This is a genomic window from Thermatribacter velox, assembly GCF_038396615.1.
Taxonomy (GTDB): domain Bacteria; phylum Atribacterota; class Atribacteria; order Atribacterales; family Thermatribacteraceae; genus Thermatribacter; species Thermatribacter velox.
This window is the reverse complement of record NZ_CP121689.1, coordinates 90,412-116,239: the sequence shown is the minus strand read 5'-3', so window position 1 is coordinate 116,239 and position 25,828 is coordinate 90,412. Positions and strand designations below refer to the sequence as shown.

25 protein-coding genes are annotated in these 25,828 nt (G+C 46.2%); 6 read left to right on the top strand and 19 right to left on the bottom strand.

Going from position 1 to position 25,828, the window contains the following annotated elements; all coding sequences use genetic code 11:
- Nucleotides 1–17: 17 nt before the first annotated feature.
- Entirely contained in the window at nt 18–773 is a 756-nt protein-coding gene (flgF, locus tag QBE54_RS00585) for a flagellar basal-body rod protein FlgF (protein ID WP_369018419.1), read from the bottom strand.
- A 250-nt stretch (nt 774–1,023) separates the two neighbouring features.
- The gene (locus tag QBE54_RS00580; protein WP_369018418.1) at nt 1,024–1,986 is read right to left on the bottom strand and encodes a sugar phosphate isomerase/epimerase family protein; all 963 of its coding nucleotides are present in this window, start codon (nt 1,984–1,986) and stop codon (nt 1,024–1,026) included.
- A gap of 202 nt (nt 1,987–2,188) precedes the next feature.
- Here QBE54_RS00580 and QBE54_RS00575 point away from each other — a divergent pair, with 202 nt between their 5' ends.
- Both QBE54_RS00575 and QBE54_RS00570 read left to right on the top strand, forming a co-directional pair.
- On the top strand, nt 2,189–3,304 hold the full coding sequence (locus QBE54_RS00575) for a pyridoxal phosphate-dependent aminotransferase (RefSeq protein ID WP_369018417.1): 1,116 nt from the start codon (nt 2,189–2,191) through the stop codon (nt 3,302–3,304).
- 12 nt (nt 3,305–3,316) lie between these two features.
- A complete protein-coding gene (locus QBE54_RS00570; RefSeq protein WP_369018416.1) occupies nt 3,317–4,549 on the top strand; it encodes a homocitrate synthase in 1,233 nt (410 codons plus the stop codon).
- Nucleotides 4,550–4,865: 316 nt separating this feature from the next.
- Here the strand turns inward: QBE54_RS00570 and QBE54_RS00565 are convergent, their stop codons facing one another.
- Nucleotides 4,866–6,590: an S-layer homology domain-containing protein gene (locus QBE54_RS00565; protein WP_369018415.1), complete on the bottom strand. Its 1,725-nt coding sequence runs from the start codon at nt 6,588–6,590 to the stop codon at nt 4,866–4,868.
- Between the two features lie 299 nt (nt 6,591–6,889).
- Entirely contained in the window at nt 6,890–7,939 is a 1,050-nt protein-coding gene (locus QBE54_RS00560; RefSeq protein ID WP_369018414.1) for a bis-aminopropyl spermidine synthase family protein, read from the bottom strand.
- A gap of 180 nt (nt 7,940–8,119) precedes the next feature.
- Between QBE54_RS00560 and rd the strand changes: the two genes are divergently transcribed.
- Nucleotides 8,120–8,278, top strand: coding sequence for a rubredoxin (gene rd, locus QBE54_RS00555; RefSeq protein ID WP_369018413.1), 159 nt, complete (start codon nt 8,120–8,122; stop codon nt 8,276–8,278).
- Nucleotides 8,279–8,282: 4 nt separating this feature from the next.
- Nucleotides 8,283–8,654: a DUF3221 domain-containing protein gene (locus tag QBE54_RS00550; RefSeq protein WP_369018412.1), complete on the top strand. Its 372-nt coding sequence runs from the start codon at nt 8,283–8,285 to the stop codon at nt 8,652–8,654.
- 12 nt (nt 8,655–8,666) lie between these two features.
- Here QBE54_RS00550 and QBE54_RS00545 read toward each other — a convergent pair whose 3' ends face one another.
- Genes QBE54_RS00545 through QBE54_RS00520 form a run of 6 tightly spaced genes read right to left on the bottom strand, consistent with a single transcriptional unit; the run spans nt 8,667 to nt 13,839 of the window.
- Nucleotides 8,667–9,503, bottom strand: a complete 837-nt coding sequence (locus tag QBE54_RS00545; RefSeq protein WP_369018411.1) for a GGDEF domain-containing protein — start codon at nt 9,501–9,503, stop codon at nt 8,667–8,669.
- A gap of 24 nt (nt 9,504–9,527) precedes the next feature.
- On the bottom strand, nt 9,528–10,436 hold the full coding sequence (gene nadA, locus QBE54_RS00540) for a quinolinate synthase NadA (protein WP_369018410.1): 909 nt from the start codon (nt 10,434–10,436) through the stop codon (nt 9,528–9,530).
- Nucleotides 10,369–11,496 carry a tRNA 2-thiouridine(34) synthase MnmA gene (gene mnmA / locus QBE54_RS00535; RefSeq protein ID WP_369018409.1) on the bottom strand — a complete coding sequence of 376 codons (1,128 nt, stop codon included), beginning with the start codon at nt 11,494–11,496 and terminating at the stop codon, nt 10,369–10,371. Before mnmA ends, nadA begins: the two co-directional genes overlap by 68 nt.
- A gap of 15 nt (nt 11,497–11,511) precedes the next feature.
- Complete coding sequence (gene cysK, locus QBE54_RS00530; protein WP_369019368.1) at nt 11,512–12,438, bottom strand: cysteine synthase A; 927 nt, start codon at nt 12,436–12,438, stop codon at nt 11,512–11,514.
- Nucleotides 12,439–12,455: 17 nt separating this feature from the next.
- Nucleotides 12,456–13,430 (bottom strand): tRNA 4-thiouridine(8) synthase ThiI, encoded by a 975-nt coding sequence (locus QBE54_RS00525; RefSeq protein ID WP_369018408.1) that lies wholly within the window; start codon nt 13,428–13,430, stop codon nt 12,456–12,458.
- A gap of 10 nt (nt 13,431–13,440) precedes the next feature.
- Nucleotides 13,441–13,839 (bottom strand): Rrf2 family transcriptional regulator, encoded by a 399-nt coding sequence (locus tag QBE54_RS00520; protein WP_369018407.1) that lies wholly within the window; start codon nt 13,837–13,839, stop codon nt 13,441–13,443.
- 148 nt (nt 13,840–13,987) lie between these two features.
- On the opposite strand from QBE54_RS00520, the gene QBE54_RS00515 reads away from it, so the two are divergent.
- Nucleotides 13,988–14,455, top strand: a complete 468-nt coding sequence (locus QBE54_RS00515) for a SoxR reducing system RseC family protein (protein ID WP_369018406.1) — start codon at nt 13,988–13,990, stop codon at nt 14,453–14,455.
- Here QBE54_RS00515 and QBE54_RS00510 read toward each other — a convergent pair.
- From QBE54_RS00510 to QBE54_RS00470, 9 genes are all read right to left on the bottom strand, one after another.
- Nucleotides 14,444–15,244, bottom strand: a complete 801-nt coding sequence (locus tag QBE54_RS00510) for an aldo/keto reductase (RefSeq protein WP_369018405.1) — start codon at nt 15,242–15,244, stop codon at nt 14,444–14,446. The two genes, QBE54_RS00515 and QBE54_RS00510, sit on opposite strands and share 12 nt — an antisense overlap.
- An 18-nt stretch (nt 15,245–15,262) precedes the next feature.
- Nucleotides 15,263–16,240 carry an aldo/keto reductase gene (locus QBE54_RS00505; RefSeq protein ID WP_369018404.1) on the bottom strand — a complete coding sequence of 326 codons (978 nt, stop codon included), beginning with the start codon at nt 16,238–16,240 and terminating at the stop codon, nt 15,263–15,265.
- A 52-nt stretch (nt 16,241–16,292) separates the two neighbouring features.
- Nucleotides 16,293–17,423 carry a TolC family protein gene (locus QBE54_RS00500; RefSeq protein ID WP_369018403.1) on the bottom strand — a complete coding sequence of 377 codons (1,131 nt, stop codon included), beginning with the start codon at nt 17,421–17,423 and terminating at the stop codon, nt 16,293–16,295.
- 27 nt (nt 17,424–17,450) lie between these two features.
- Entirely contained in the window at nt 17,451–18,842 is a 1,392-nt protein-coding gene (locus QBE54_RS00495) for a TolC family protein (RefSeq protein ID WP_369018402.1), read from the bottom strand.
- Nucleotides 18,843–18,855: 13 nt separating this feature from the next.
- On the bottom strand, nt 18,856–20,061 hold the full coding sequence (locus QBE54_RS00490) for an ABC transporter permease (protein ID WP_369018401.1): 1,206 nt from the start codon (nt 20,059–20,061) through the stop codon (nt 18,856–18,858).
- Nucleotides 20,058–20,837: an ABC transporter ATP-binding protein gene (locus tag QBE54_RS00485; RefSeq protein WP_369018400.1), complete on the bottom strand. Its 780-nt coding sequence runs from the start codon at nt 20,835–20,837 to the stop codon at nt 20,058–20,060. The genes QBE54_RS00490 and QBE54_RS00485 overlap by 4 nt, the downstream gene beginning before the upstream one ends.
- Nucleotides 20,838–20,840: 3 nt before the next feature.
- Entirely contained in the window at nt 20,841–22,118 is a 1,278-nt protein-coding gene (locus tag QBE54_RS00480) for an efflux RND transporter periplasmic adaptor subunit (protein WP_369018399.1), read from the bottom strand.
- A gap of 193 nt (nt 22,119–22,311) precedes the next feature.
- Nucleotides 22,312–23,649, bottom strand: coding sequence for an asparagine synthase-related protein (locus QBE54_RS00475; protein ID WP_369018398.1), 1,338 nt, complete (start codon nt 23,647–23,649; stop codon nt 22,312–22,314).
- A gap of 68 nt (nt 23,650–23,717) precedes the next feature.
- Complete coding sequence (locus QBE54_RS00470; RefSeq protein ID WP_369018397.1) at nt 23,718–24,512, bottom strand: tRNA (adenine-N1)-methyltransferase; 795 nt, start codon at nt 24,510–24,512, stop codon at nt 23,718–23,720.
- Nucleotides 24,513–25,113: 601 nt separating this feature from the next.
- Here QBE54_RS00470 and rsmG point away from each other — a divergent pair.
- Nucleotides 25,114–25,809 (top strand): 16S rRNA (guanine(527)-N(7))-methyltransferase RsmG, encoded by a 696-nt coding sequence (rsmG, locus tag QBE54_RS00465; RefSeq protein ID WP_369018396.1) that lies wholly within the window; start codon nt 25,114–25,116, stop codon nt 25,807–25,809.
- Nucleotides 25,810–25,828 lie beyond the last annotated feature (19 nt).

The window sequence follows — 25,828 nt, the reverse complement described above, 5'->3', positions numbered from 1 at the left end:
CATCTGGGTTTCAAGTCTTAAAGGCGCGCAATTTCACTGGTCGCCTTTTGGAGAGCTTCATCATGACTCTGAATGGTTTTTTGGACGCTCTCGTACTTCCGCAAAACCTCAATCATGTGTACCATGGCTTCAACGGGGTCCAGATTAGCCCGCTCCAGAGCTCCCTGAACAATCTTAAAATCTTGAGCTGAGTAAGGGGTAATGTCGGTATCTTCGACTATGAAAAGGTTTTGCCCTTTTTTAGCGAGTACAGAATAATCATCAAAATCCACTATCCGGAGCCTGTTAACCAGATTACCATCAACTTGCACTTCTCCTCGCTCGTTGATTTCCAAACGCCCAGAGTTACCCACCACAATCTCTCCCTGCTCGCCCATCACTGGATATCCCTCCCAGGTTACCAGCTTTCCCTCTGGAGAGAGCGTGAAATTACCAGCCCGGGTATACGCTTCTCCCTGGGGAGTCATGACCACGAAAAATCCTTTTCCATCAATGGCCAGGTCCAGAGGATTGCTTGTGGTCTCAATGGTACCCTGAGAAAAATCGGTAATTTGCTTGATACCAGAAGCTGTACCAAAAGCCAGCTTTCCCAGGTAAACTCGTTCCCCATTTGCAAAGCGGAAAAGCTCTTTTTCAAAGCCCGAAGTTTCCTGAACCACCAGGTCCTTTTTAAAACCTGGTGTATCAATATTTGCCAGATTATTGGCCCAAACCTGCTGTTCCAGCTCCCTCAGGTTAAACCCCGAAGTCGAAGAGTATACGCCCCGTATCACCCGAAAACCCCCTTCGAAAAATCAACTTTCCAAAGGCTTTTTGATAAAAAAATTTGCCAGAACCACTCCGATAAAGCCAATAAAATTTTCAATTCGTGGGTTTATCAATTTCCCTTAGGAAGACAACAAAGAAGCACAAAAACTTTGTTGAAGCAAAAATCAGGCGGAACTAAAAAAGGAGCGCGATATAAATCAAAAAAGGCTTCAAAAAAAAAGAGCCTGGCACAGAGCCAGGCTCTTTACCACTAATTCACACCCACCAGGCAGCCCCTACTTTTTCTTTGAGAACTACTTCCTTTAAGAGCGCAACTGCTTTTTCAAAGCCTTCGCGACCCGACATAAGCGAATCTTCATGCTCTATGGAAAGTACTCCATCATAACCCACAAGCCGCAGATTACTGACAAAATCCTTCCAGAAGCCTAAATCATGCCCATAGCCAACGGTACGGAAAATCCAGGAGCGATTAATTTCGTCAGTGTAGGGTTTGGTGTCCAGATTTCCATTTACCAGGCTGTTAACCGGGTCAATCTTGGTATCCTTAGCGTGCACGTGAAAGATTGCATCACCCAACTTCCGTATGGCGAAAATGGGGTCAATCCCCTGCCAGAAAAGATGACTGGGATCAAAATTGGCTCCAATGTTGTCTCCAGCAGCATCACGTAGCCTGAGCAGCGTCTCCGGGTTGTAAACACAGAAACCAGGGTGCATCTCAAGCGCTATCTTCACTCCATGGTCACGTGCAAACTGGGCCATCTTTTTCCAATAGGGAATCAACTTCTCTTCCCACTGCCAGCGCACTATTTCCAGAAACTCCGGTGGCCAAGGACAGGTTACCCAGTTGGGATATTTGGCATTCTCAGAATCCCCTGGACAACCCGAAAAAGTGATTACCGTCTGGACACCAAGCTTTTCAGCAAGCAAAATGGTATTCTCAAACTCTCTGTGATGTTTTTGGGCCACCTCGGAATTGGGGTGAAGTGGGTTTCCATGGCAGCTCAAAGCGCTTATTTCAAGACCTCTGGACTCAACCGCTTCTTTAAACCTCTTAATCTCGTCCGGGCTTTTAAGAACTTCTTCGGGGTTGCAATGAGCGTTGCTGGGATAGCCCCCAGTTCCTATCTCCACCGCTTCAGCACCAACACTTTTCACGTAATCAAGGGCCTTTTCCAGAGGGTCGTTTTGAAAGAGTACCAGAAAAACACCGATTTTCATGAAAAAATTCCTCCTTCCTCCTTATAAAGTTTGTCCGCCACTTCAGCAAACAGAAACTTCGTTCTAATAATAGCAAATTTTCCCAAACTCTGGTATATTATTGAAAATCTAAACGGGGGGTGCAGTGACTTTGCTTCTATCAGAAAGAGCCCAAAAAATAAAACCTTCTGCAACCCTGTCCATTTCTGCAAAGGCCAAAGCAATGAAAAAATCAGGCCTGGACGTGATTTCCTTCAGCGCAGGGGAACCGGACTTCGATACACCCCTACCGATTAAGGAAGCAGCCAAGCGGGCCATCGATCAGGGCTTCACCAAATACACACCAACTTCGGGCATTCCGGAACTAAAGGAAGCAATATGCGAAAAACTGAAACGCGAAAACGATCTCCACTACACAAAAGAAGAAATTATTGTCTCCTGCGGCGCAAAGCACGTCCTTTTCAATGCGCTGATGACACTTTGTGATTCGAATGACGAAGTGTTATTGCCCAAACCTTACTGGGTCACTTATTACGAGCAAATAGTCCTGGCTGGAGGGAAACCAGTACTTCTTGACTGCGATCCGGAAACGCTGCTTGTGCCCCTTGAAGAAGTAGAAAAAAACATATCCGAAAACACCAAACTGCTTATCCTTAATAACCCCTCCAACCCCTCAGGAGTGGTCTGGTCGCAAGAAGCGCTCGAGAAGATTGCGCAACTGTGCAAAAAACATAACATTTTCGTCATTTCAGACGAAATATACGAACGCTTAGTGTATGATGGAGAAAAGGTAAAAAGCATTGCCTCCTTGGAAGGCATGAAAGAGCGTGCTCTGGTGGTGAACGGCGTTTCCAAAGCTTTTTCCATGACTGGATGGCGCATTGGCTACGCAGCAGGTCCTCAGGAAGTCATCCAAGCCATGGGAAGACTCCAGGACCACTCCACATCCTGTCCTACTTCCATCAGCCAGAAAGCAGCACTGGCAGCGCTTCGCTGTGATGCATCAGTGGTTGAAGAAATGGTAACCGCCTTCGACCAGAGGAGAAAAGCCATGATGCAATACCTTTCGGAAATACCCGGAGTCCGTTTTCCGGTGCCTCGGGGTGCGTTCTACATATTTGCCGATTTCTCGGCCTACATTGGTAGAAAATTCGAAACAACAACCATAGACTCCTCACTCACTCTGGCAGATCTTTTGCTTGAAAAAGCGCACCTGGCCTGTGTACCGGGAATCGCCTTTGGAATGGAAGGTTTCCTGCGCCTTTCTTATGCCACTTCGCTTGAGAATATCGAGCGAGGCATGGCACGCATGCAGGAATTTTTCAAAAAATTGAATTAGGAGGTGTTCATAATGCCACGCATTTACATCATCGACGTTACCAATCGCGATGGAGTACAAACTGCTCATCTGGGCCTTGCCAAGATAGAAAAGACCATGGTCAATATATTCCTCAATGAAATGGGTGTGTTCCAGAGCGAATTTGGTTTTCCAACCACCCGCCACGAAACCAACTATTTAAACGCCAATCTGGAGCTTGCCGAAATGGGCGTCATTCATCCCATTCGCCTCAGTGGCTGGATGCGTGCTATAAAAGCCGACGTGGAATTGGCCTACCAGATGGTCCCTAAGCTCAAATACCTCAACCTTTCCATCTCCACCTCTGACCAGATGCTGGAAGGCAAGTTCCAGGGCAAATACACCCGTGATGACATTACCAAAATGATGACCGAAGCAGTGAAAAGTGCTAAAGACCATGGAGCACAGGGAATAGGAGTAAACGCCGAAGATGCTTCACGAACCGACCTTGACTATCTGGTCGAGTTTGCACTGGCAGCCAAAGAGGCCGGCGCCGAGCGTTTCCGCTATTGCGACACTCTTGGCTATGACAGTCCTTTCACTATCTATGAACGTATAAGCTATATCGCTGAACGGGTAAAAATGCCTATCGAGCTTCACTGCCACAACGACCTGGGTATGGCAGTGGCCAATTCAGTAAGCGGTGCTAAAGCAGCAGTTGACGCAGGCTGCGATGCCTACATTAACACCACCTTGAACGGAGTCGGCGAGCGGGCAGGCAACGCTGACTTAGTCTCAGTGCTTCTCGCTATAAAATACGCCAACGGCCTTTCTGGAAAATATGAACTCGACCCCCGCACCAACCTCAAAGCTGCCTGGAAAACCTGCAAATATGCATCCTATGCTTTCAAAGTGCCTATTCCCATCACCCAGCCCGGCATTGGCGCTAACGCTTTTGCCCATGCCTCAGGCATCCATGCTGATGGCGTGCTAAAAGACCGCAAAAACTACGAGCTCTATGATTTCGAAGAGCTTGGTCGTGGCGAACCAGAAATCATTGAAACAGGAAGACGAATCGTGGTAGGAGAATACAGCGGCATCAAAGGTTTCCGCAATGTGTACGAAAACCTGGAAGTGGAATTCAAAGACGAAGAGGAAGCTCGGGAAATCTTGGAGCTGGTGCGTTTTGCTAACGTTGAAAAGCAGAAACCGCTCACCGAAGATGAACTCCTGTTCATTGCCCGCTATCCAAAACAGGCCAAGCAAATCCTCACTCTGGTACCCTAAAAAACAGGCGGGGATTCCCTCCCCGCCTGACCTTCCCAATAAGGAAAGGTCAGTGTACTTCTACGCCCTATTTGTAACACCGTAACCTTCTCCCATCCTTAAAAGGATGAATTTTCCCAGCGCGGGAAAATAAACGACATCAAAAACCAGTCTTGTTTCTGCCCTACTAATATTGTAGTGGGTATCCGAGGAAGTTCTCTTCTAATATTTATTTGAAACTCCAATCAAAATTTAGAAGCAAAACCCTCCTTGAAGCCAATCCACAAAAAAAGCCCCGGGCACAACACCCGGGGCTTTACTCGGTGTTGAGTTCTGGTTAGAAAGTCACATCCAGCTCTGCAGTGATGGTTCCAGCAGTGTCTACGATGCCGCGATCAGTGTCAATTGCAAAGTCATCGGGCCAGTCTTCATCGGCACCCCAAGTCTGGTACTCGTAACCAACGGTCAAAGTGGTGTTGTCAGCCATTGCCCATTCTACTTCTCCGTATACGCTTACTGGCATAGAAGTGGTCCAAGCGCTGTCATAACGGCCTTCGATGGTAAGGGTGGTGTTCTCTTCAAGCCATTTGTAAGTCAAGCGACCAACAGCCACCAACTGGGAAGTTGCCGAGTCGTACTGGACCAGCGCACCCAGGTAGGCATCTTCATTTTCATCTTCCACTTCAAGGTCGTAGTCTTCATATCCGCCAAAGACCACAAAGGATGCAGTGTTCAGGCTGTAGTCAAAGTCGAGCACAAACTGTTCGTTCTCTACCGCATCGGAAGGTACATAGGTGAGCGTGGCACCAATATCGTTGGTGGTAACGGTGCCAGTGGAAATCTGCTGTGCCCAATCGTATTCTGCAGAGAGAGTCCACTTATCTTCATCTTCGTCACCGCTTAAGTTGAAGTTAGCAGCAACGCCAAAGCCCATTTCATCGTCGTTGAAACCACTGGGGGAAGCAGTGGAGCTTGCTGGAGTGAAACCGGCGGTTACATAGTGTGCATCAATGGTAAAGTCCACATCGTCGCTTGCTTTGAACCAGAGTTCACCAGCTGCAGCATAGGTTCCAGAAAGTACGCCATAGGCACCTTCCACGGTAAGTTTTACATCCTCTTCGTCGAAATCGGTCCAGGCATCAGCACTTACGATGAGGTCAGAAGTAGCGTCAAAGATCATGGTGCTTTCTGGAATCAGAGTAACACCAAGACCCACCTGCTCCCACTCAGCACGCAGAGTGTACCAGTCATTAGGTGCACCAACCAATTTCCAGACGATGTCGCTGTCCTCTGGGGTGTACACGACGTTGAGGCCTTCAAAGTCCAGATCATATTCATCATCGTTGGGCTGATACTCACCAAGCACTAGGCCAAGACCAATAGCATCAAGGCCAATGTCTCCAAATTTGAGATACCATTCGTCTTTCTGGTACTCAATGTAGAAGTTGTCTGCAGAAACAACCGGAGTGGAGAAAGTATCGTCAATAACCAATTCAATGCCTGCTGTGGTGTATTCGTTGATATCGGCAGCAATAGTCAGTGTAGTTTCATCGGAAAGAGATACATCGGTCTTACCTGCTCCGGCATCAGCTGGTGCGTAAGCGGTGTAAACAACGTCAAATTCTCCAGTGACCTTTACTGGTTCTGCGTACTTTTCAAGGTTAGATACCCGATCTTCAAGAGCTTTAATGGCCTGGCTGTTTTCACCCAGCGCCTTCTTGAGGTCGTCAACGGTAACTCCCAGAGACTTCAGCTCATCGGCAAATTCCTGAACCAGTTTTTCAAGCATTGCTACATCGTCCTGAGAAGCAAAACCTGCTTCATCAACGTACTGTTCCATGTAGCCGAGGGCACGAGCAATTGCCTGGGCAAATTCATAACGGGTGAGTGCCCGGTTGCCACCAAAGGTCCCATCGGGATAACCGATGATAACGCCTTTGGCTGCCAGACTCTGCACTGCGTCATATGCCCAGTGGTTCAGAGGTACATCCACAAAAGGATTTGCCAGTGCCGGAAGGGCAAAGGCAAGCACTAAAACGAGTGCCAGTGCGAGCTTCTTCATGACTCAAACCTCCTTGGTAGTTTCAGGTTTTTTAAGCCTTCTGCCCTGCCAAGGAGAACCGAAGAGTATCCCTGTTTCCTCTTCTCTCCCTTTTGCAGGTGCATCCAGCCGCTTCCAACACCTCTCCTTCCGGGCCTACCAAGAATCCTTTTCACCTCCTTTCATCGCCCAGAAAGATGAGGCGCTAAAGCCTAACTCGCTAATAATACTATACGACACTTTATACAATTTGACTACACCCTGCAAAAAAATTTTTTTATAAAATTTCGCCCTCTCGAGCCCTTCTCTTACATAATCGTTCAGAAACTGGGACGATCCTCAACCTCAAAACCTGGTGTTGCCATAGTCTCTTCATCCAGATAAAAATCTTTATCAAAAGCAACGCTACCAGTAATCAAGGGAACTGGCAATTCCACTGCTTCACAGCGCAGGAAAGAAGAGCGGAACCAATCAGCATCAGCTGGAAGTGGGGGTTCAAAGTCCAAGAGCCGTAGCATCATGGTACGCTCATAGTAGGTACGATCGAACTGGTTATCCCGGTCCGGATAGGAGCTGAAACGGCGCAAAATATCGGTAATGGCAAAATTCATCTCAAGTAGCATCTTCTCTACCAGATACCACTTCTTCCAGGAAGATTCAATGGTCGTTAACCCAAAATAGAGAGCTCCCCCTTTTTTAAGGCTCTGCGCTCCCCGAGAAAGGGTAACTTTTAGTCCTTTTTCGCTCTCTACAGGGTCAGTTATAAATACGTCGAAAGCATGCTCTTTTAAAGGATAGGCATCACAAGCATTGTAAATGCGAGCTTCCAGTGGAAACTGCTTTTCCCGAGCTCTTTTTTGAATAAAGGAAACCAGGCGCTCATCCACCTCAAGAACGGTAACCTTCTTAGGGAAGCCAGTAGCGCACAGAGCAAGACTGAAGAGGTCGTCATCGCCCAGGATGAGTATTTCCTGACCTTCCAGGTCGCCACGCTCATACATGAAAGCCACCCTGGCAAAAATGTCCTCATGGGTCATAAAACCCTGGTCAAAGTCAAGGTTGGGTAGCGGTCTTCCCTCAACCAGCTTCGCATACTCTTCAAAGGCTTCCCGAAAAGCATAGGGGTTGTATCCTCCACGACAACTGGGACAGGTTGCACTCTTGTAGGGTTTCAAGGAGGTATACTTCGCCCTACCTTTTTCAGAAAGGGTGAACTTCCCATCTACCACGCAAACCAGTTCTTCCTGGAGAAGCCTCTTGAGCCGCTCTGCAAAACCTCGGATATGCTCATCTTGCTCATCAAGCAATCTCCAGAAGCTTTTGGGACCCTCTTTAAGCGAGCGCAGAATCTGTGCTTCGTAACGGTTCACGAGTATCACTCCTTCTCACTAACAGGATAGTTCGCTTTCAATTCACTGGTTTGCCAGTACACTGTGATTTTTTTCATTGTAACCCGCTTTATAAAAATTTGCAATTTTGCAACTCATCAACTCATTCCCAAGGTGTATAATAGACAAAACTAAAATTATCGACGATAAGGAGTGATTGAAATGGACCGCTACATCTGCAAAATTTGCGGATACATCTATGACCCTGAAAAGGGAGATCCTGACTCCAACGTAGCTCCAGGAACCCCCTTCTCTGAGCTCCCCGAAGACTGGGTATGCCCAGTATGTGGTGCAGGCAAAGACCAGTTTGAAAAAGCCTGAAGAATTGACCAGAAAATTATTCACCATACTGGGCATTCTACAAGCACTGATTCTTCTGGTCGCGATGGGTTGTCAGAGCTCTGTAATTCTGGGTCAGCCAGACATTGTGGGGCTCATTGAAGATTTTCAAGAAGGAGCAGATGTGTACCACTGTTCAATACTTGTTAAGGAAGAAGCAAGCAGCAGCTCTCTTTACGACCTGGCCTGGGTGAGAATAAATGGAAGTACAGCAATTATCCGAAACGGCACAGAAGTGGAGGGAACAGCCTGTTTATTCCTTGAAGAGGGAATGCGGGTTCGAGTGTGGTTTGAAGGCCCGGTTATGGAATCTTACCCGGTACAGGGTTACGCAAAGCGCATAGAAATAATGGACTAACGTGTCTTCAAGCTATAGCAAAGACTTTTTCTTGTTTCTTTTTTCCTGATACATTCTCTGATCAGCCTCATAAAGGGCTTCTTCCAGAGATGTCACTCCATAGAGTGGATTGAAAATGTAGACCCCGAAGCTGCAATCCACAGGAAAAGGAAGCGTGTCATTCCAGACTTTCAATTTTTCTCTAATTCGCTTAGTTACTTCCTCGGCTTCTCTCTGGCCAGTCTCAGGCAGTATCAGAAGAAACTCGTCTCCTCCAATGCGCAGGACATAATCCTTCTTACGCACACTTTCTTTGAAAATCTGCCCCAAACCCTTTAAAATTAAATCTCCTGCCTGATGCGAAAAACGATCGTTGATTTCTTTGAGACCATCCAGGTCTGCCAGGATGAAAGTGACCGTCGATTGGTGATCGACAAATTTTCGGAAAAGGTCAGGAAATTTTCGCTCCAGAAAGTAGCGATTCAAAAGACCGGTCAGGGGATCTATCTCCTTTTCTCTTTCTAAGGTAAGATTTTCCCAACGAAAGGAAAGAGCAATCATCACCCACCCGGCAAGCCACAGAAAACCTTCAAGCACAGTATCAAAAAACCCGGGTTCTGAAGTGAACTCGTCAAGAAGATCCATGGTGTTGGCAAAAAGAAAAATAAACCATCCCCAAAAAAGCAACAACCTCCATCTGCGGGGAAAAATCAAGAAAGAGAAAAACACTGCCCCCCAAATGGACGCTTCCATTACAATATCCTCCACATCCCAGTCCGGAGGAGGCTTCACCGGAAAAGCAACCAACCAGGTAACCACCAACCCCACAAGGATTAAAAATGACCACCACCAGAGTTTCTTGGAAAGCAACGCCATCCCTCCTTGAACACTTTTTCACCTAAGCTGCAGCATTCTCTCGATGCTCCGTGAAGCCCTTTCAATAATCTCCCGAGTAAGAGTGATTTCGTGTTTTTCCTCTTCAAGAGCCTGGAGCACATCTTCCAGAGTGGTTAGCTTCATGTTTTCACACACAGCACCTTCGAAAGCAGGGTAAAAACCTTTCTGAGGATTTTCTTTGCGCAATCTGTGGAGAATCCCCACCTCGGTAGCGACAATAAATTCTTTTAAAGAAGAGCGAGCCACATACCGGCACATTCCCTCTGTAGAGAGCACCTGATCGGCAAGCTCCAGAACTTCCGGGCGGCACTCAGGATGCGCCAACACCTCAGCCTGAGGGTGTTCCTTTTTTGCTTTCTCAACGTGCTGAGGGAGTATTTTAACATGCACCGGGCAATACCCATCCCAGAGTATAAACTTACGCCCTGTCTTGCAAGCAACATAAGAGCCCAGATATTTATCAGGAACAAAAATTATCTCTTTTGTTTCTTGCAGACCTTTCTCCACCACCAGGGGAGCATTCGCCGAAGTACAGCACAGGTCACACTCTGCCTTAACCTCGGCGGAAGTGTTCACGTAACAAAGGACCTTCGCTGCAGGGTGTTTTTCTTTGAGCCGGAGCAAGCTTTCCCTGTCAATCATATCTGCCATAGGACATCCTGCTTCCCGGCGGGGAAGCAAGACTTTTTTGTGAGGAGAAATGATTTTTGCTGTTTCTGCCATAAAGCGAACTCCACAAAAAACGATGATATCGGCCGGGGTATCTTTGGCTTGAATGCTCAAACCCAGGGAATCACCTGTAAAATCGGCGATGTCTTGCACTTCAGGAAGCTGATAATTATGAGCAAGTATTACAGCGTTCTTCTTTATCTTGAGTTCTTGAATTTTTTGGATTATCTTTTCCATTGCGAATAACCTCCTCTATAATCCCTCCTCCAAGCACCAAATCTCCTTCATAAAACACCACTGACTGTCCCGGGGCAACCATCTCAACCGGTTCCGTAAATAGCACCTCTATGGTATCACTTTTCAAGGATTTTATCCGACAAGCTTTCTCAGGATGGGTGTAGCGAATTTTTGCCATAGCCTGCTCAGGTATTTCAGGAACAAACCAGTTGAGTGCTCTGGCTACAAGACCTGCAGCCCGCAATGCTTCCCTCCGACCTACTACAACTTGATTGCGCTGGGGAACAATATCCACCACATAAAGCCTTTCCGTTGAGCTTACACCCAGGCCTCTCCGCTGACCAATGGTATAAAAGGGTATACCCCGGTGCTTACCCAGAACTTTGCCCTCGAGATCAACGATAGGACCAGGACGTGCCACAATAGCTTCACGAACCATACTCTGATACTCTCCAAAACATATATCCTGACTCTGTGGTTTGTGAGCAACCGGCAAAAAGTGCTTTGCGGCAATACAACGCACTTCCTCCTTGGTGAAGTCAGCCAGCGGAAAAACCAGATAGGGCAGGGATTCTCGTTGTAAGTAATAGAGAAAATAGGTCTGATCTTTTGTTCGGTCCCGAGGTTTGGCTAAAAACAGATTTCCTTTCTCTTCCACCAACCTCGCATAGTGACCTGTAGCCAGCGCATCAAAGCCCATTTCCAGAGCCCACTCCAGAAGTTTACCAAATTTGATGAAGCGATTACACATGATACAAGGGTTAGGAGTGCGCCCTTTGCGGTATTCTTCGAGAAAGGGTGCAATCACTCTTTCTCTAAAAAGCAAAGAGAAATCCAGAACCATATGTGGAATTCCCAAATGTTTACAAACTCTCGCGGCGTCTTCTATTGCCCCATCATCAAGGGGTCTTAATTGGCTCTCCTTAAGAGAGCGAAGACGCAGAGTAACTCCTGTTACCTGGTAGCCCTGCTTTTTCAGCAAAAGAGCAGCTACCGAAGAATCCACACCACCACTCATGGCTACCAGAACTTTTTTTCCAGGCTCGACACCAGAAAACATTGAATATTCCCCAGCTTACCAGATGGAAAGATAGCGTTCTCCGGTATCCGGAATAATAACCACGATCAACTTGTCCTTGTTTTCTTCTCGAGCAGCAACCTCTCGAGCAGCCCAGACATTAGCTCCACTCGATATTCCGGCCAGAATGCCTTCCTCTCGGGCTAAAAGGTGAGACATGGAAAAAGCGTCCTCATCTTCCACAGTAATAATTTCATCAATGAGCTCCAAACGCAAAACCTCAGGGATAAAACCAGCTCCTATACCCTGAATTTTATGGCTTCCCGGCTTGCCTCCAGAAAGCACGGCCGAGCGCTTTGGCTCCACAGCCACCGCTTTAAGAGAGGGCTTTTTGTTTTTCAAAACCTCGGCTATACCGGTTATGGTGCCTCCAGTACCTACTCCAGCAATAACTATATCCACCTTTCCTTCAGTATCTTCCCATATTTCAAGTGCTGTAGTCTCCCTGTGAATACGCGGATTGGCCGGGTTTTTGAACTGTTGTGGCATGAATGCTCTCGGTGTACTGTGCAGAATTTCCTCGGCCCTTCTTACCGCACCTTTCATACCTTCTTCTGCAGGAGTCAACACTACTTCAGCGCCAAACCGGGAAAGAATCTTTCTTCTCTCTATCGAAACACTTTCAGGCATGGTCAAAATAAGGCGGTAACCCCTTTGTGCACACACAAAGGCCAAAGCAATTCCCGTGTTGCCACTGGTGGGTTCCACGATAACCGTGTCCTTAGAGATAAGCCCCTTGCGTTCCGCATCTTCAATCATGGAAACAGCAATCCGGTCCTTAACACTTCCGCAAGGATTGAAAAATTCCAGCTTGGCAACCAACTTTCCAGGCAAATCTCGCCCAATTTTAGAAAGGTAAACAAGCGGCGTATTGCCAATAAGCCTGGTAATATCCCGAGCGATTTTCACGTTTTTCCCTCCCATCAAAACTTTCTTGTAACTCAAATGCGATAAGGAGCAATAAGCTCATCCGAAAGAGCAGAAACAAGGAGCGAAAATTCACCCTCGTCAGAAAGGACATTTACACGAAGAGCTTTTCCTTTTTGATCGCAGTAACGAGCGACCAAAGCAGCTGCTTGCTGTACATCACCTGATTTTGGTTTTCCCCTACCTAAACCGACTGGACCCTTGCTTCCTCGCGGTAAAAACAAAAAGTCTCCCTCTTCATAGAAACTCATAATCCTCTGGTTTTCTTTCTGGTTCCTGCCCACAACCAGCCTGAATGTATCACTCATTGCAAAATGCCTTCCCAGCTTCAAAAGCTCCACGTCCTGAAAGCTAAAGAAAATCTTTTCCTGCATTAGTCTTCTAAGACGAGCACAAAAAACAGCATCCGTTAACAAACATCCTCCTGCTGGAGAGGAAAAATCTTCTACCCCCCACTCTTCAGCCAGTTTAAACTGGACTTTCCTGCTTCGACCATAAATATCCAAGAGTTTTTCTCGGTCCACCAAACCCTCCCGCTCAGGAATGGTAGGAGGTAAAAGCTTTGCTGAAAGCGGCCGAAGCAGTAAACCTTCAAGACCGCTATCTCTTTCAATAACCCGTAAAGACCAGAAAAGCTGTGACTTAGGCCTCTGCCCTACCACTTCTCCAGTGAAAACAAAAGAAGCGCCAACTTTTTCCATTATCTTCCTGGCTTCCCGTAGCATAAAAATCTTGCAGTCAATACAAGGATTACAATTCTTTCCATATCCATAAACTGGATCGCGAAGCATTTCCAGATACTCCTCGGGCAACTCCACTTCCAGGACTTCAAAGCCAAATTTCAAAGCGTTTTTCAGAACATGAGTACTTTTCTTCCAGAAAGGGCTCAAAAAATGAACACCCACAACCTTTATGCCCTGTCTGGCAACCAGTAAAGCTGCAAGAGTACTATCCAATCCTCCTGAAAAAAGACCAACCGCTTTGCGCATCTTTGTTTCCTCAAATGCTGTAGGTGGGAGTATTCTTTTTCTGAAGATACCTCTCTACCAAATCCTGAAGAGTGGTAGAAAAGAGTTTTTCTCTAATGCTTTCCTCAAGTTCGCCCCATAAATCCCGGGTGACACAATGTTTTGATCGCTCACAAAGAGAGGGATTGTGCACACAATCAACCAGGTCCAGTCCCCCTTCTAAGACTTCTACAATTTCTCCTAAAGAGATCTCCCTGGGTGAGCGAGCCAGTGTGTAACCACCCTTTGAGCCCCTTAAAGATACAATCAGCGAACTGCTGCGGAGCGGAATCACCAGTTGACTAAGGTATTTCTCAGACACTCCCTCTTCTCGAGCAATATCCCGTAAAAAGACTGGACCTTTGCCATAGTTGAGAGCCAGTCTCAACATTAACCTTGTACCGTAACGCGAGCGAGTAGAAAGTTTAATAGTTCATTCCCCCAATACTACCAATTTAATAGATTTAGTGGTATTATATGGTATATCCAGAATTTGTCAAGTAAGTGCACCAAGCACAAACCACAGGGCGGTGGCTAAAATGCGTCAAATAGGTCTGGTAATCAAGACGGAAGGTAACAGGGCCTGGGTTAAAATGCAAAAAGGGGCCTCTTGTGGTGAAGAGCATTGCCCGCTTAGTTCATCGTTGATTGATGACTCCCAAGACGACTTCTACACCGTGTGCGCCATTAACTCAGTTGGAGCCAAAAGCGGAGACCAGGTAATGGTGGAGGTAGAAGATCTTTTCCTTTTGCGCACAGCGTTCATGATATACATATTGCCAATTCTTGCCGGAATACTCAGCTATGCTTTGCTGAATTATTTTTTGAAGATACCTTCACTCACTTACACAGGAACCTTTCTAAGCGTGGGAATAATAGCAATACTCCTTAAAAGAGCGGACAGGAAACTCAACTTCCCTTACCGTATAGTAGAGCTGGGCACTGCATCAGTATGCATTTCCTGCCCGCTTAAAAACCGTAATGAGCAGCAAAAACTAAAGCCGTGAAGCAACTCGCTCCCCACGAGCAAGACCAGATATAGCCTGCATATCCTCTTCGGTAAGCTGGAAATCAAAAATTTCCAGGTTCTCCTTCTGGTGTTCCAGGCTCGCTGCCTTGGGAATAGCCACCACCATTTTTTGCTGAATCAACCACCGCAAAACCACCTGAGCCGGGGTCTTACCGTACTTGGCAGCAACGTCCCTGATAAGCGGTTCTCTTACCGCTCTACCCCGAGCCAGAGGACAGTAAGCGGTAAGCACAATGCGGTGGTTCTGGCAGTAAGTAAGCAGCTCCTTTTGAGAAAGCAAAGGATGATATTCTACCTGGTCATTCACAAGCGGGTAAGAGGAGATACTAATTGCCTTTTCAAGTAAGTCTATTTCAAAGTTACTTACTCCTATGTGGCGAATTCTGCCTTGCTCTTTAGCCTCCGCCATCGCCTGCAAGGTTTCCTCAAGAGGTACCTCCAAATTTGGCCAGTGAATGAGGTACAGGTCGAGGTAATCAGTCTGGAGTTTTTCTAAGCTCCTATCCAGAGCTCTCAAAACTTCTGCGTAGCGAAGATGCGTATACCATACTTTGCTGGTCAAGAATATCTCTTCACGGGCAATACCTGACCTACGAAGGGCTTTGCCAATAAATTCCTCATTATCGTAAAATTCGGCAGTATCTATGTGGCGATACCCAAGCTCCAAAGCCTGTAGCACTGCTTTTTCACATTGCACACCGCGCAAATCCCAGGTACCCAGCCCGATAACCGGCATCTTGCCTTCAGGCAATTGAATGTATTCCATAACTGGTGCCTCCCTTTCTCAAGCCAGATCAGCAATCTTTGCTTCCCGTTCTTTAAGAATTTTCTCTATTTCAGAAATGGTAACCTCATCCAGTTCCCAATCGCCAGCAAGAGCAGTTTCAGCAATCTGCTCCGGACTTCTTGCTCCAACTATTGCTGCAGTAACCTCCCCACGGCGCAAAACCCAGGCAATTGCGAGATGAGAAAGGGTTCTACCATGTTCCTCAGCGATTTTCCGAAGCTTTTCCACACACTCCATATTGATGCTGAGTTGGGGTTCCTGAAACATAGGGTCGTTGCGACGATGGTCATCAGGCGGGAGCTTGCTCACCCACTCGGGATTAACTTTCCCGGTCAAAAGGCCCTTTTGCATGGGGCTGTACACAATAACTCCGATATCGTTGGAAGCACAGAAAGGCAGGATTTCCTTTTCTATTTCTCTGCGGAACATACTGTAGGGAGGCTGGAGCGAGGCTATGGGGCGAATTTTTTGGACCCGCTGCATCTGAGAAACGCTAAAATTGGAAACACCACCGTAGCGAACTTTTCCTTCTTCAATAAGTTCGGATATTGCTTCCCAACCTTCCTCGATTTGCTCATCAGGAATGGGCCAATGAATTTGATAAAGATCGATAACCTCTATCTGGAGTCGTTTCAAGCTGTTTTCGGCTTCCCTTTTCACGCTTTCCTTTTTCAAACAATTGATAATTTCACCCTTCTCATTCCAGGTTAGACCGCATTTGGTGGCAATTATCGGTTTTTGAGACAAATTCTTTATGGCTTTCCCCACCACTTCTTCAGAATGACCCAAACCGTAAACTGCTGCAGTATCAATCCAGTTAATTCCTGCATCCAGTGCCTTCCAGATAGTCTTTATGGAAGCTTCATCATCCTGAGGACCCCAGGCGAACTTCCAGCCACCACCGCCTATCGCCCAGGTCCCAAGACCAATGACACTCAGCTCAAGGTCCGTCCACCCCAACTTTCTGGTCCGCATTCACAATGCCTCCTTTCTGGTCCAAAACTCACTTTGAGAATAGCACATCTTGTCAAGAAGCAGGAGCTTCGGGACTTTTTGAGGTATCTTCTTCCTGGGTAGGAGATGCCGAACTTTGAAGGAAAGTAGCACGCTCGTCAAAACTTAAACCGAGTTTGGTAAAAAAGCGAGCTAAAGACACGTTGTAATCGTAGATAGACTGAAGATAAGAAATTTCCGCCTGGTAGAGGTTGTATTGCGCTTCCAGTAAATCCAGAGTGGTTATTGCTCCATTTTCGAAACGAGCCTGGGCAATATTCAGGTTTTCTCTGGCCACCTGCAACGCTTTCTCCCGGAGGGGAACCTGTTCTTCAGCGTTTTTCAAAGTGAAATAGGCCTCTCTAATTTCAAGCTCTATACTTTCCCGGGTTTTGGCAAGTTGTATTGAGTACTGCTCCCTTTCGAGCCGAGCAGCTTCTTTATCAAGAGAAGGAGTGTAAGGGGTATTGCTCACTTCGACTTTCTTTTCTGCCAGCTTGAGGTTATCTTCGGCCTGCTGAATTTCCAGACGATGAGAAAGAGCATAATTCAGAGACTTTTCAAAATCTATTTCCACGGGGGAAAAACTGAGAGTACTGGTTAATTCAAAACGCGTCCCCGGATCAACGGCGATAAGGCTGTTCAAATTTTGCCAGGCCAGCTCCAGGTCGCGCGAAGCGTTATTGATCTCTTGCTCAGCTTGTTCTGCTTCCAGCTGAGCCTGCAAGAGGTCTATTTCGGCTACCATTCCCAGCGAAAAACGAATTTGAATATCATCGAGCTGTTTTTTAGCCCTCTCTGCACCACTTTGAGCCAAACGCAAGGCCTGCTCCGCTCTCAAAACGTTGTAATAAGCTTCTTCAATGGAAAATGCCAGCTCACTCAGGTTAATTTCTACTTCCCTTTGTGCCCACTTCCAGGAATTTTCAGCCGACAATTTGGAAATCACGGAAGGATTCAACAAGAGATCAGCCATAGCTTTCTGGTACTCATTATGGGCAACCTGTAGTTGAATGCGGTAAAGTGCAGCATCTTTACCCTCCTCAAGCCCTTTTTTGATAGCATCTTCAAGAGAAAGCGAGGATAGTTTTTCCTGCGCACCAGCTAGAGAAAAAAACAATATCCCCAAAACCAACAAACTTGTAACAAACAGAACCCTTTTCAAACTTTTCAACCTCCTCCTTCAAATTTTTTAGCGAGCAAGCTTAAGCTGCTCCATAACATGCACTATATCCAGAGGCTTTTCGCTCTGAGCCAAAAGTTGAATCCAGTTCAAAAAATAATCGACTTTGTTTTTCTGATAATCACTCTGCGCTCCAACAAGCTGTACCTCCCCCTGAAGGAGCTCCCGATCAGTTATGGCACCAAGTTCGAACTGCTTCTTGAGAATCTGATAGGTACCTTCGGCGTTCTCCAGCGAAATCCTGGAAAGAAGGAACTCATTCTCAGCCTGAACAAAGCTTTGATATTGGGCATCCACTGCAAGCAAGGCTTCTTCTTCCCACCCTTCAATATTTCTCTCCAGAATCTCCATATTAAGACGAAGCTGCTCCTTCTTTTTTCTGGTTACCCCGCCATCAAAAAGGGGAAAGGAAAATTCGACTCCAATCGTCCAGCTTCCGTCTTCACTCAAAGAAGTACCGCTTCCTCCACCCTGAAAAAAATCCTGTATACTGGAGCCAAGCTGCAATTGATATTCCAGAGCCCAGTCAGGCCAGTTTAAAGAAGCGTCAAAGCTCACATTGTTCTCTTGATAATTAGTAAAAAGGGACACCTTCACTTTCTCTTGCTTAGTAAGCTCTTCAAGTTCCACCCGATAAGACTCCTTTTGTCGCAATAGCGACTTTTTATCAATAGCCATGGCCAGCTTAGAGCTCTCTATTTCCTCAAGCTCAGGATGAGGAAGGGCCTCAAAATCTGGCAAAGGAGCAAGCTGAAAAGACGCATTGAGAGGGTTACCCAGTAACAAGTTAAGTTCCTGAGTAAGCGAAGCAATATATTTTTCCTGCTGAACAAGAAGAGCCTCTTTTTCTTTCACCTCTTTTTCAAGTTCCAGTAAAGAAGAAAGGGAAGCATTGCCCTGTTCAAAGCGCAGTTTCCCATCCTCATAAAGTTTCCGCGCCAGTTCCAGGTTCTTCTGAATAACTCGCAGATCTTCCTGCGCTTGAAGAAGCGAGCAGTACTTGGAGATGGTTTGAAGCTTCGCTTCCTCCTGGGCTTTGATAAGATCGTCCTGTGCACCTTGCAAAGCAAGCTGAGCCAGGCGTTCTTCCTTTGAAGCTTTCTTAAGGTAGATGGTATCGCTCATGGTCAGAGCGATGTTGCTTTGAGTATCTCCATACAAAGGAACAAAACCCTCTATATTCACCATAGGAGAAAAGTCAGTAGATTTGCTAATTTCCAAATCCAGCTGAGCGATCTGGTACCTATCCTGAGCGTTAAGCACTTCTTTGGTATGTAAAATCGCTTTATTAACTGCTTCTTCAAGAGTGAGCAATTCTTGAGACCAGGAAAAGCAAGAGATAGATAAAATTGATATTCCGGAAAACAAAGCTATCCAAAAAGCTTTTTTCAAGCCAAACATTCTTCAGGCCTCCTTACTCATAGCGCAGAGCAGCTATAGGATTAAGCTTACTCGCCCTTCTTGCCGGATAAATACCAAAGAAAAGCCCTACCCCAGCTGAAATGGAAAGAGCAAGCAAAGCCACGCTCAGAGAAACCTGAGGCTGGAACTGGGAAAATCGAGAGGTAAAGTTAGCCCCCAGCAGACCCAGGAGAACGCCTATGCCACCTCCCAGAAAACTCAAAATTGAGGATTCTATAACAAACTGCAGCAGAATATCCGCAGGTTTAGCTCCTATGGCCTTGCGCAGACCAATTTCCCTGGTCCGCTCGGTTACCGATACCAGCATGATATTCATGATGCCAATACCTCCCACGAGAAGCGAAATGCCAGCAATGGCACCCAGAAAGAGAGTTATGGTTCCGGTAACCTGCTGAATGGTTTCCAGAATATCCTGCTGGTTGAGAATGGAAAACTTATCAGGATCCTCGAGCTTGCGAGTGAAAAACCCTTCCAGAAACTGAGCTACCAAGTCCAGATCTTCTTCACTCCTTGCTTTAGCAGTAATCAACTGAATATCCCGGGAACCAGTTAGTCTGGTCTGAGCGGTGGTGAGGGGTATCATTACCTGATTACCGTAATCCTGGCCCATCAGTTTCTTTTCGCCAGTAACTCCTATCACCTCAAAAATAACCCTGCCTATGCGTATTTTTTTGCCCAGAGGGTCTTCGCTACCAAAAAGTTCTTCTGCCATGGTTTTACCCAGTACTGCCACTCGGCTTCTCTCTATTAGTTCTCTTTCATTAAAAAATCTGCCCCGTTCAATTTGAAAGTTATACACTTCAGGATAACCAGTGGTAGTGCAGACCACCCTGCCCCGGGTACTCGTTCCTTTATAGGTTATGACCAGATTTGTGGTATTCTGAGCAACCAAATACTCAATTTGGGGGATTTTTCTGGCTTCCAGCTCCTTAAATTCTTGCCAATCGATAAGCTCCTCCCCAGGGCGAGCAAAAGGCATGCCGGGGCGCTGCCGTACCGTGCCGGGAACAACTGTTACCTGGTTAGAACCCAGAGCACCAATCTGAGAAATGATTTGTTCCCGCATTCCCTCGCCAAGTCCCAGCATGGCCACAACCGCAGCTACACCGATAACCACTCCCAGCATGGTCAAAAAGGAACGCAACTTATTGGAAAGAATACTTAAGATGGCCGTCCTCAAACTTTCAGAAAGATTCAAAGGAGTTCTTTAACCCCCTTTTCTTTGAAAAGTTCTTCCCCTGACTCACTCAGGCGGATATTAGCCTGGATGGGATTATCCACTTCTTCGTTTTTAAAGAGCTTACCATCCAAAAAGTGCAGAATACGCCTTGCATGCAGGGCAATGTCCCGCTCATGAGTTACCAGTACAATGGTTCTACCTTCCTGATTAAGCTTTTGTAAAATGGCCATTATCTCTTCACTGGAGCGAGAATCCAGATTACCGGTGGGCTCATCAGCAAGTATCAGAGAAGGATTGTTGACCAGGGCCCGGGCAATAGCTACCCGTTGTGCTTGACCACCTGATAGCTGATTGGGACGATGATCCATGCGGTCGCCAAGCCCTACCGCTTGAAGCACTTCCTCTACACGTTTTCTGCGTTCCCTACGTGGCACTCCAGCATAAATAAGGGGAAGCTCGACATTTTGGGAAGCGGTGTAGCGCGGTAGCAGGTTAAAGTTCTGAAAAACAAAACCTATTTTTTGATTCCTCACCCGAGCCAGCGCATTTTCCTTCAACCTCGAAACATCCTTTCCTTCTAAGAAATAGGCCCCACTGGTTGGTGTATCCAGGCAGCCCAGAATATTCAACAAGGTAGACTTTCCAGAACCCGAAGGACCCATCACAGCCACGAATTCTCCTCTCTCGATGGTAAAACTCACACCCCGCAAGGCAGGGACTTCTACCGAACCCGTACGGTAAATCTTGACCAAATCTTCTACCCTGATAAGAACCTCACTACCTGGTTTACCCATATTTTACCTCCCTGGTGGAGGACCTCCGATGAACATCCGAGGTCTCTCTCCACCTGCGCTCGGGCTAACCATTCCAGAAACTCCCAGTAAGACCTCATCTCCTTCCTGCAAGCCCTCGACTATCTCTACCTGGGATTCGTTCTGTAAGCCCACCTTAACCTTTCTGGGTTGAGGCTTTCCATCTTCGCCCATCACAAAAACCAGATATTCACCATCTCTTTCTTCCACCGCTTCAGTCGGTAAAAGCAGAGTGTCTTGGTGCGCCTCGATAATAATATCTGCCTCAACGGTCATCCCTGAAAAAAGCAGGCCCTCGGGATTGGGTATTTTAATCTTCACCGGATAAGTAACCACGTTTTCCTGAACCACCCCATTCAAACCAATTTCAGCAACCTCTCCCCAAAAGGTTTGGTCAGGAAAAGCATCAACTGAAATACGCACCTTTTGGCCAATTTTCACCTTGGGAATATCTACTTCGTTAATGTAGGTTACCGCCCGCATCAGGGAAACGTTACCCAAAACCATGAGCACCGTTTCATCAGTTGCTCTTTCTCCTTCTTCTATCTCAATGGAGAGAACTGTGCTCTCAATGGGCGCTACCACAGTAGCATCCTGAATATCTTTTTCGATAACCTCGATATCGGTTTGGATTTGTTCCAGCTGGGATTGCAATATGGCAATGTCTTCAGGAGGAGTGCCCTCCTTGGTATCCGCAAGCTCAGCCTTGGCTACTTCCAGGTTGGCTTCAGCAAGCCGCAGGTTACGCTCGCTCTCTTTCAAGGTCTCCAGAGAAATGGCACCAGTGTCAAACAACTTTTGATTCTTCTCGTAAGTATCTTTTGCTTCCTCGTAAGTGACCAGAGCCTGTTGGTAGGCGGCTTCTGCTTGCTTCAATTCTACTTCTTCGGGTTTTTTAAGTGCTTTTTCCAACTCGGCTTGCGCGGCTTTGTACTGAGCCTGCGCTTTCTTCAAAGAAATCTCCAAATCTGAAGTGTCAAAAACCAGCAGCGGGTCGCCTTTTTTAACCCTCTGCCCCACTTCAACCAGAATCTGGGCTACCTCACCACCTGTCTCAGGTGTCAGCCCTATTTCATCCCAGGGCTCCAGAGTACCCAGCTCTGAAACCACTTCTTCAATGGAACCCCGTTCCACTTTCACGGTAGGCAATTCCTGGCTCACAACCTCCGGACTTTCCTTATCCCTCAAAAAGCGGAAGGTGATAAGGAGAATCGCCAGAATAATCACTGTAATGATAATAGGAACCTTAACTTTTTTTGACATCAAGAATGCCTCCCACCTTGTTTCCTTGCTACCTGCAATTTTCGCTTTTCAAACAGGCTCTATTTTATCTACCAATTATGACGCAATTTTTAACAATTTGCAAACAAAATTTGAACGTCCAAAAAAGAAAGGGCTCTGCCAAAGCAGAGCCCCTGATCGAAAACCAACAGTCCAATAGCGAAACACAAAAAAACTAAACCAGTTTACTTCTCCCCATCCAGTCAAGGTCCATCCTTTCACCAAAATGTTCTTTAAAAATTCGGTAATAGAAAAGCTCTTCTTTACTTCGGAGAACCCAGCCATTGGGCAAGTTTCGCTCTCTTACAAAGTCCGAATCGGTTATTCTTTCTTCAGCGTAATTGGCAATAAGTTCTTCTACACCAGCTCCCTGCCAGAATTTGGCTTTTCTGCGCCAGAGCACCTTATCTGGCAGTGCATCTTCCACCGCTTTTCTCAAAATCCACTTTTCTACCCCGTCATTGATTTTGTATTCAGGAGGAATAGAAAGCGCAAAGGAAACTACGTCTCGGTCAACAAAAGGAACATGGACCAGCAGTCCGTGAGCCGCAGCGCTGCGGTCTACCCTCTGCAAAGCAGTGTTGTGAAGTCGGGCAGTAATGTCGATAAGCTCAGTAGTCAATCCTTCCTTAGGAATATTTTTAAGATAATCGTAGCCTGCAAAAAGCTCGTCTCCTCCTTCTCCTGAGAAAACCACAGGGACATGTTCAGCCACTACCTTTGACACCGCGTAGTTGGTTATGCTGGAGCGCACCAGAAGAGCATCGAAGGACTCGAGGTGATAAATCACTTCGGGTAAAATTTTAATCGCGTCTTCAAGAGTGATAACCACTTCCTGATGTTGAGAACCAATGTGCTCAGCCACCACCCTGGCATATTCAAGGTCTTCAGCACCGGGAAAACCTGCTGCAAAAGTATAAAGTTTATCCACTGTATTGCTGAGCAAGGCAGCTATAGTGCTTGAATCAAGCCCTCCCGAAAGCCAGGAACCAGCCTCTCTTACACCACTAAGTCTTTTAGCAATTGAGTCCTCAAGAAGCGTGCGCAACTTTCCAGATATCTCTTTAGCGTCACTCTTGAGAAAAGGTTTTTCTTCAAGTTCAAAATAACTTTTGATTTCTCCTTTCTCAAAACGGCTACCACAAGGCAGTTCTTTAACCTCGTCACTCAGCTGGCGCAGAGCTTTGAACTCGGACGCAAAGCAGAGGTTACCTTGGGCATCATAAGCATAATAAAGGGGAGCTACCCCCAGAAAGTCACGCTCAAGAAGTGGTGAGCCATCCTCAAGTGCAGCAACGGCAAACTGATCTGGTCCTCTCCAATCAATTGCTTTATTTTCTTTTTCAAGAATCTCCCGCGCTTCCTTCTGCACGGTATTGTAAACCACTCCCAGAGTAGCTCCTGGCAATGCAACCACTTTTCTACCAGCCGGACCACGATACCCAATGAGGTCAAGCATTTGTTCTACCTTTTCATGCTGATTTGATGCAAAAATACCTGCAATACCAGCCACCTCTCTACCTCCTTCTTATCTAAAATTGGCCCAATTAAATTTAACATAATATAGCAGAAAAGACAAAATTAGGGATTCTCTGAAAACACCTTGCGAGCAAAAATCATGTAGGTAGTGTGAGCAACCATTCTATCGTAAGGCCTGAAAGCTATTGGATTGGGTTTGTACTTCCTGAAGAGGCTTTCCCAAACTTCCACCTGTATAAAGGGTAGTGTTTTCAATTTTTCAAGTACGGCTACTACTTGAGGAGTAGTCGGAGAAACAATACCAATTCTACCGCCCCCTCGAAGCGCTCTCCAACAAACTTCCAGATAGTCCCAGGGTTGCGGAACATCCAGAAAGAGAGCATCGATGTTTTCCTCTTCAAAACCATCTTTAATATCTTTATTTTTAATTTCCACCCGCTCCAGAACACCCCAGATGCTAAGATTTTCCACTGCAACCTTGATAAACTCCTCGCGCCTTTCGTAAGCATAAACTTTACCCCCATCGCCCACCAGCCTGGCCAGCGCTCCGCACATCGCACCACTTCCTAATCCTACATCGATTACTCGATCTCCCTCTTTCACGTCGAGCATGAGCACGATGAAACCCAGGTCTTTAGGGTAAACAATCTGAGTCCGGCGCTTCATGTGAAACAGGTTATCGACGATGCCAGGTTGGAGCAAAAAAGCTTTTCTGCCAGAAGTAGTAAGCACCAGCTCTCCAAATCTTTTGCCAATAATTTCGTTGAAAGCTATCCCTCCCAGGTGAGTGCCGAAAACCTTGTCCTTCTCAACGCGTATCAGGTAATCCTTACCATCTTCTAAAAGGAGGTACACTCTTTCACCTTCTCGAATGCACACTTCGTATTCTCCCTCCAATCTCTTTAAAACATTGAGAATCTGTTCTCATCTTCGAAACACCACTTCTTGTTCCACGTGGAACACACACTCGCGTCTTTCCTCTGACTACCAACCTCTGACAAGTATGAACAACCACCCAGTTCAAACAAACCACCTGAAAGCAGGATTTTATTCTACCAGATGATGCTTTAGATGTCGGAAAATTATCCCTACCAGGTCTGAACCCTGCTTACCAAAATCAAGAACCTGCTTCTTCAATAAAAAGCATCATAAACCTGTTTTTTGTTTTTGTTCCAGAAAGACAAAAAGCGGTGAGATTGCGCAAACACTTAACGCAACCTCCTCGTAACTGTCAATTTCTCTAAATCCAATCCAGAATTTTGGTGCTGCGTTTTTCCTGTGGATAATTTGTGGAACAAATGAGGCTGTGCTCAGAGCATGAGAACAGCTTGTCGCTAAAACCAGAAATCAGCACCTCAAAAAACCTTATTTCATAAGGCTTGAAGAATACTCTTGCCACGGTACCTTCGTTATTGTAGAGTAATTGTTGTTCAAAAATATTCTGAATAAAAATTGTGGATAAGTTGTGCAAAAGGGTAGAAAAATTCTTGTTGAAGCATTGAAAATTTTAAAAGTACCCGCAGAGAAAGAAGCAATAGATAAGACCATGGAATTCGTAGAATACTTCCATCTGGTCAACCAAAACCTTAACCTTTCGGCGCATAAAAACAGAGAAGCTATACTGATCAATTTGGTTATTGATTCACTAACTCTTCTCGCTGTGGAATCCTTCGCAAAATCCCAGCTGGGCAAAGCCATAGATGTTGGAAGTGGTGGTGGTATTCCAGGTATTCCTCTGGCCATTTTTAGGCCTGAAACCCACTTTGTACTTCTTGAGAGTAAAAACAAAAAATGCCTGTTTCTGGAAGAAGTAATTGCTAAACTAAATCTGAGTAATGTCAGCGTGATATGTGCCCGAGCTGAAGATGTTGCCAGAGAAAAACCTCTGCGAGAAAATTTTGATACCGTGTTGAGTAAAGCTTTAGCCCCCTTAAATGTCGCACTGGAAATAACCATCCCTTTCCTGAAAACTGGCAAATCAGCCTTTTTTTACAAAGGGCCTCGCTACTTCCAGGAACTAAAAGATGCAGAAGGAGCTCTTAACATTCTGGGATGCAAGCTCAGAAGAACCTGGGAGATAGATGCGCCCTGGGCAGAGAGAAAAAGTTATTTAATCGAAATAGAAAAACACATGTCTACGCCTTCCCATTTGCCTCGTAAAGCTGGTCTTCCTCAGAAAAAACCACTTTCTTGAAACAAATTGTTCCACGTGG

Coding starts and splice junctions, on each gene's coding strand:
- QBE54_RS00580 (WP_369018418.1), bottom strand. CDS start 1,986: ATGAAAATCGGTGTTTTTCTGGTACTCTTTCAAAACGACCCTCTGGAA.
- QBE54_RS00575 (WP_369018417.1), top strand. CDS start 2,189: ATGAAAAAATCAGGCCTGGACGTGATTTCCTTCAGCGCAGGGGAACCG.
- QBE54_RS00570 (WP_369018416.1), top strand. CDS start 3,317: ATGCCACGCATTTACATCATCGACGTTACCAATCGCGATGGAGTACAA.
- QBE54_RS00565 (WP_369018415.1), bottom strand. CDS start 6,590: ATGAAGAAGCTCGCACTGGCACTCGTTTTAGTGCTTGCCTTTGCCCTT.
- rd (WP_369018413.1), top strand. CDS start 8,120: ATGGACCGCTACATCTGCAAAATTTGCGGATACATCTATGACCCTGAA.
- nadA (WP_369018410.1), bottom strand. CDS start 10,436: ATGGAAAAGATAATCCAAAAAATTCAAGAACTCAAGATAAAGAAGAAC.
- mnmA (WP_369018409.1), bottom strand. CDS start 11,496: ATGTTTTCTGGTGTCGAGCCTGGAAAAAAAGTTCTGGTAGCCATGAGT.
- cysK (WP_369019368.1), bottom strand. CDS start 12,438: ATGGGAGGGAAAAACGTGAAAATCGCTCGGGATATTACCAGGCTTATT.
- QBE54_RS00525 (WP_369018408.1), bottom strand. CDS start 13,430: ATGCGCAAAGCGGTTGGTCTTTTTTCAGGAGGATTGGATAGTACTCTT.
- QBE54_RS00520 (WP_369018407.1), bottom strand. CDS start 13,839: ATGTTGAGACTGGCTCTCAACTATGGCAAAGGTCCAGTCTTTTTACGG.
- QBE54_RS00515 (WP_369018406.1), top strand. CDS start 13,988: ATGCGTCAAATAGGTCTGGTAATCAAGACGGAAGGTAACAGGGCCTGG.
- QBE54_RS00510 (WP_369018405.1), bottom strand. CDS start 15,244: ATGGAATACATTCAATTGCCTGAAGGCAAGATGCCGGTTATCGGGCTG.
- QBE54_RS00505 (WP_369018404.1), bottom strand. CDS start 16,240: ATGCGGACCAGAAAGTTGGGGTGGACGGACCTTGAGCTGAGTGTCATT.
- QBE54_RS00495 (WP_369018402.1), bottom strand. CDS start 18,842: ATGTTTGGCTTGAAAAAAGCTTTTTGGATAGCTTTGTTTTCCGGAATA.
- QBE54_RS00485 (WP_369018400.1), bottom strand. CDS start 20,837: ATGGGTAAACCAGGTAGTGAGGTTCTTATCAGGGTAGAAGATTTGGTC.
- QBE54_RS00480 (WP_369018399.1), bottom strand. CDS start 22,118: ATGTCAAAAAAAGTTAAGGTTCCTATTATCATTACAGTGATTATTCTG.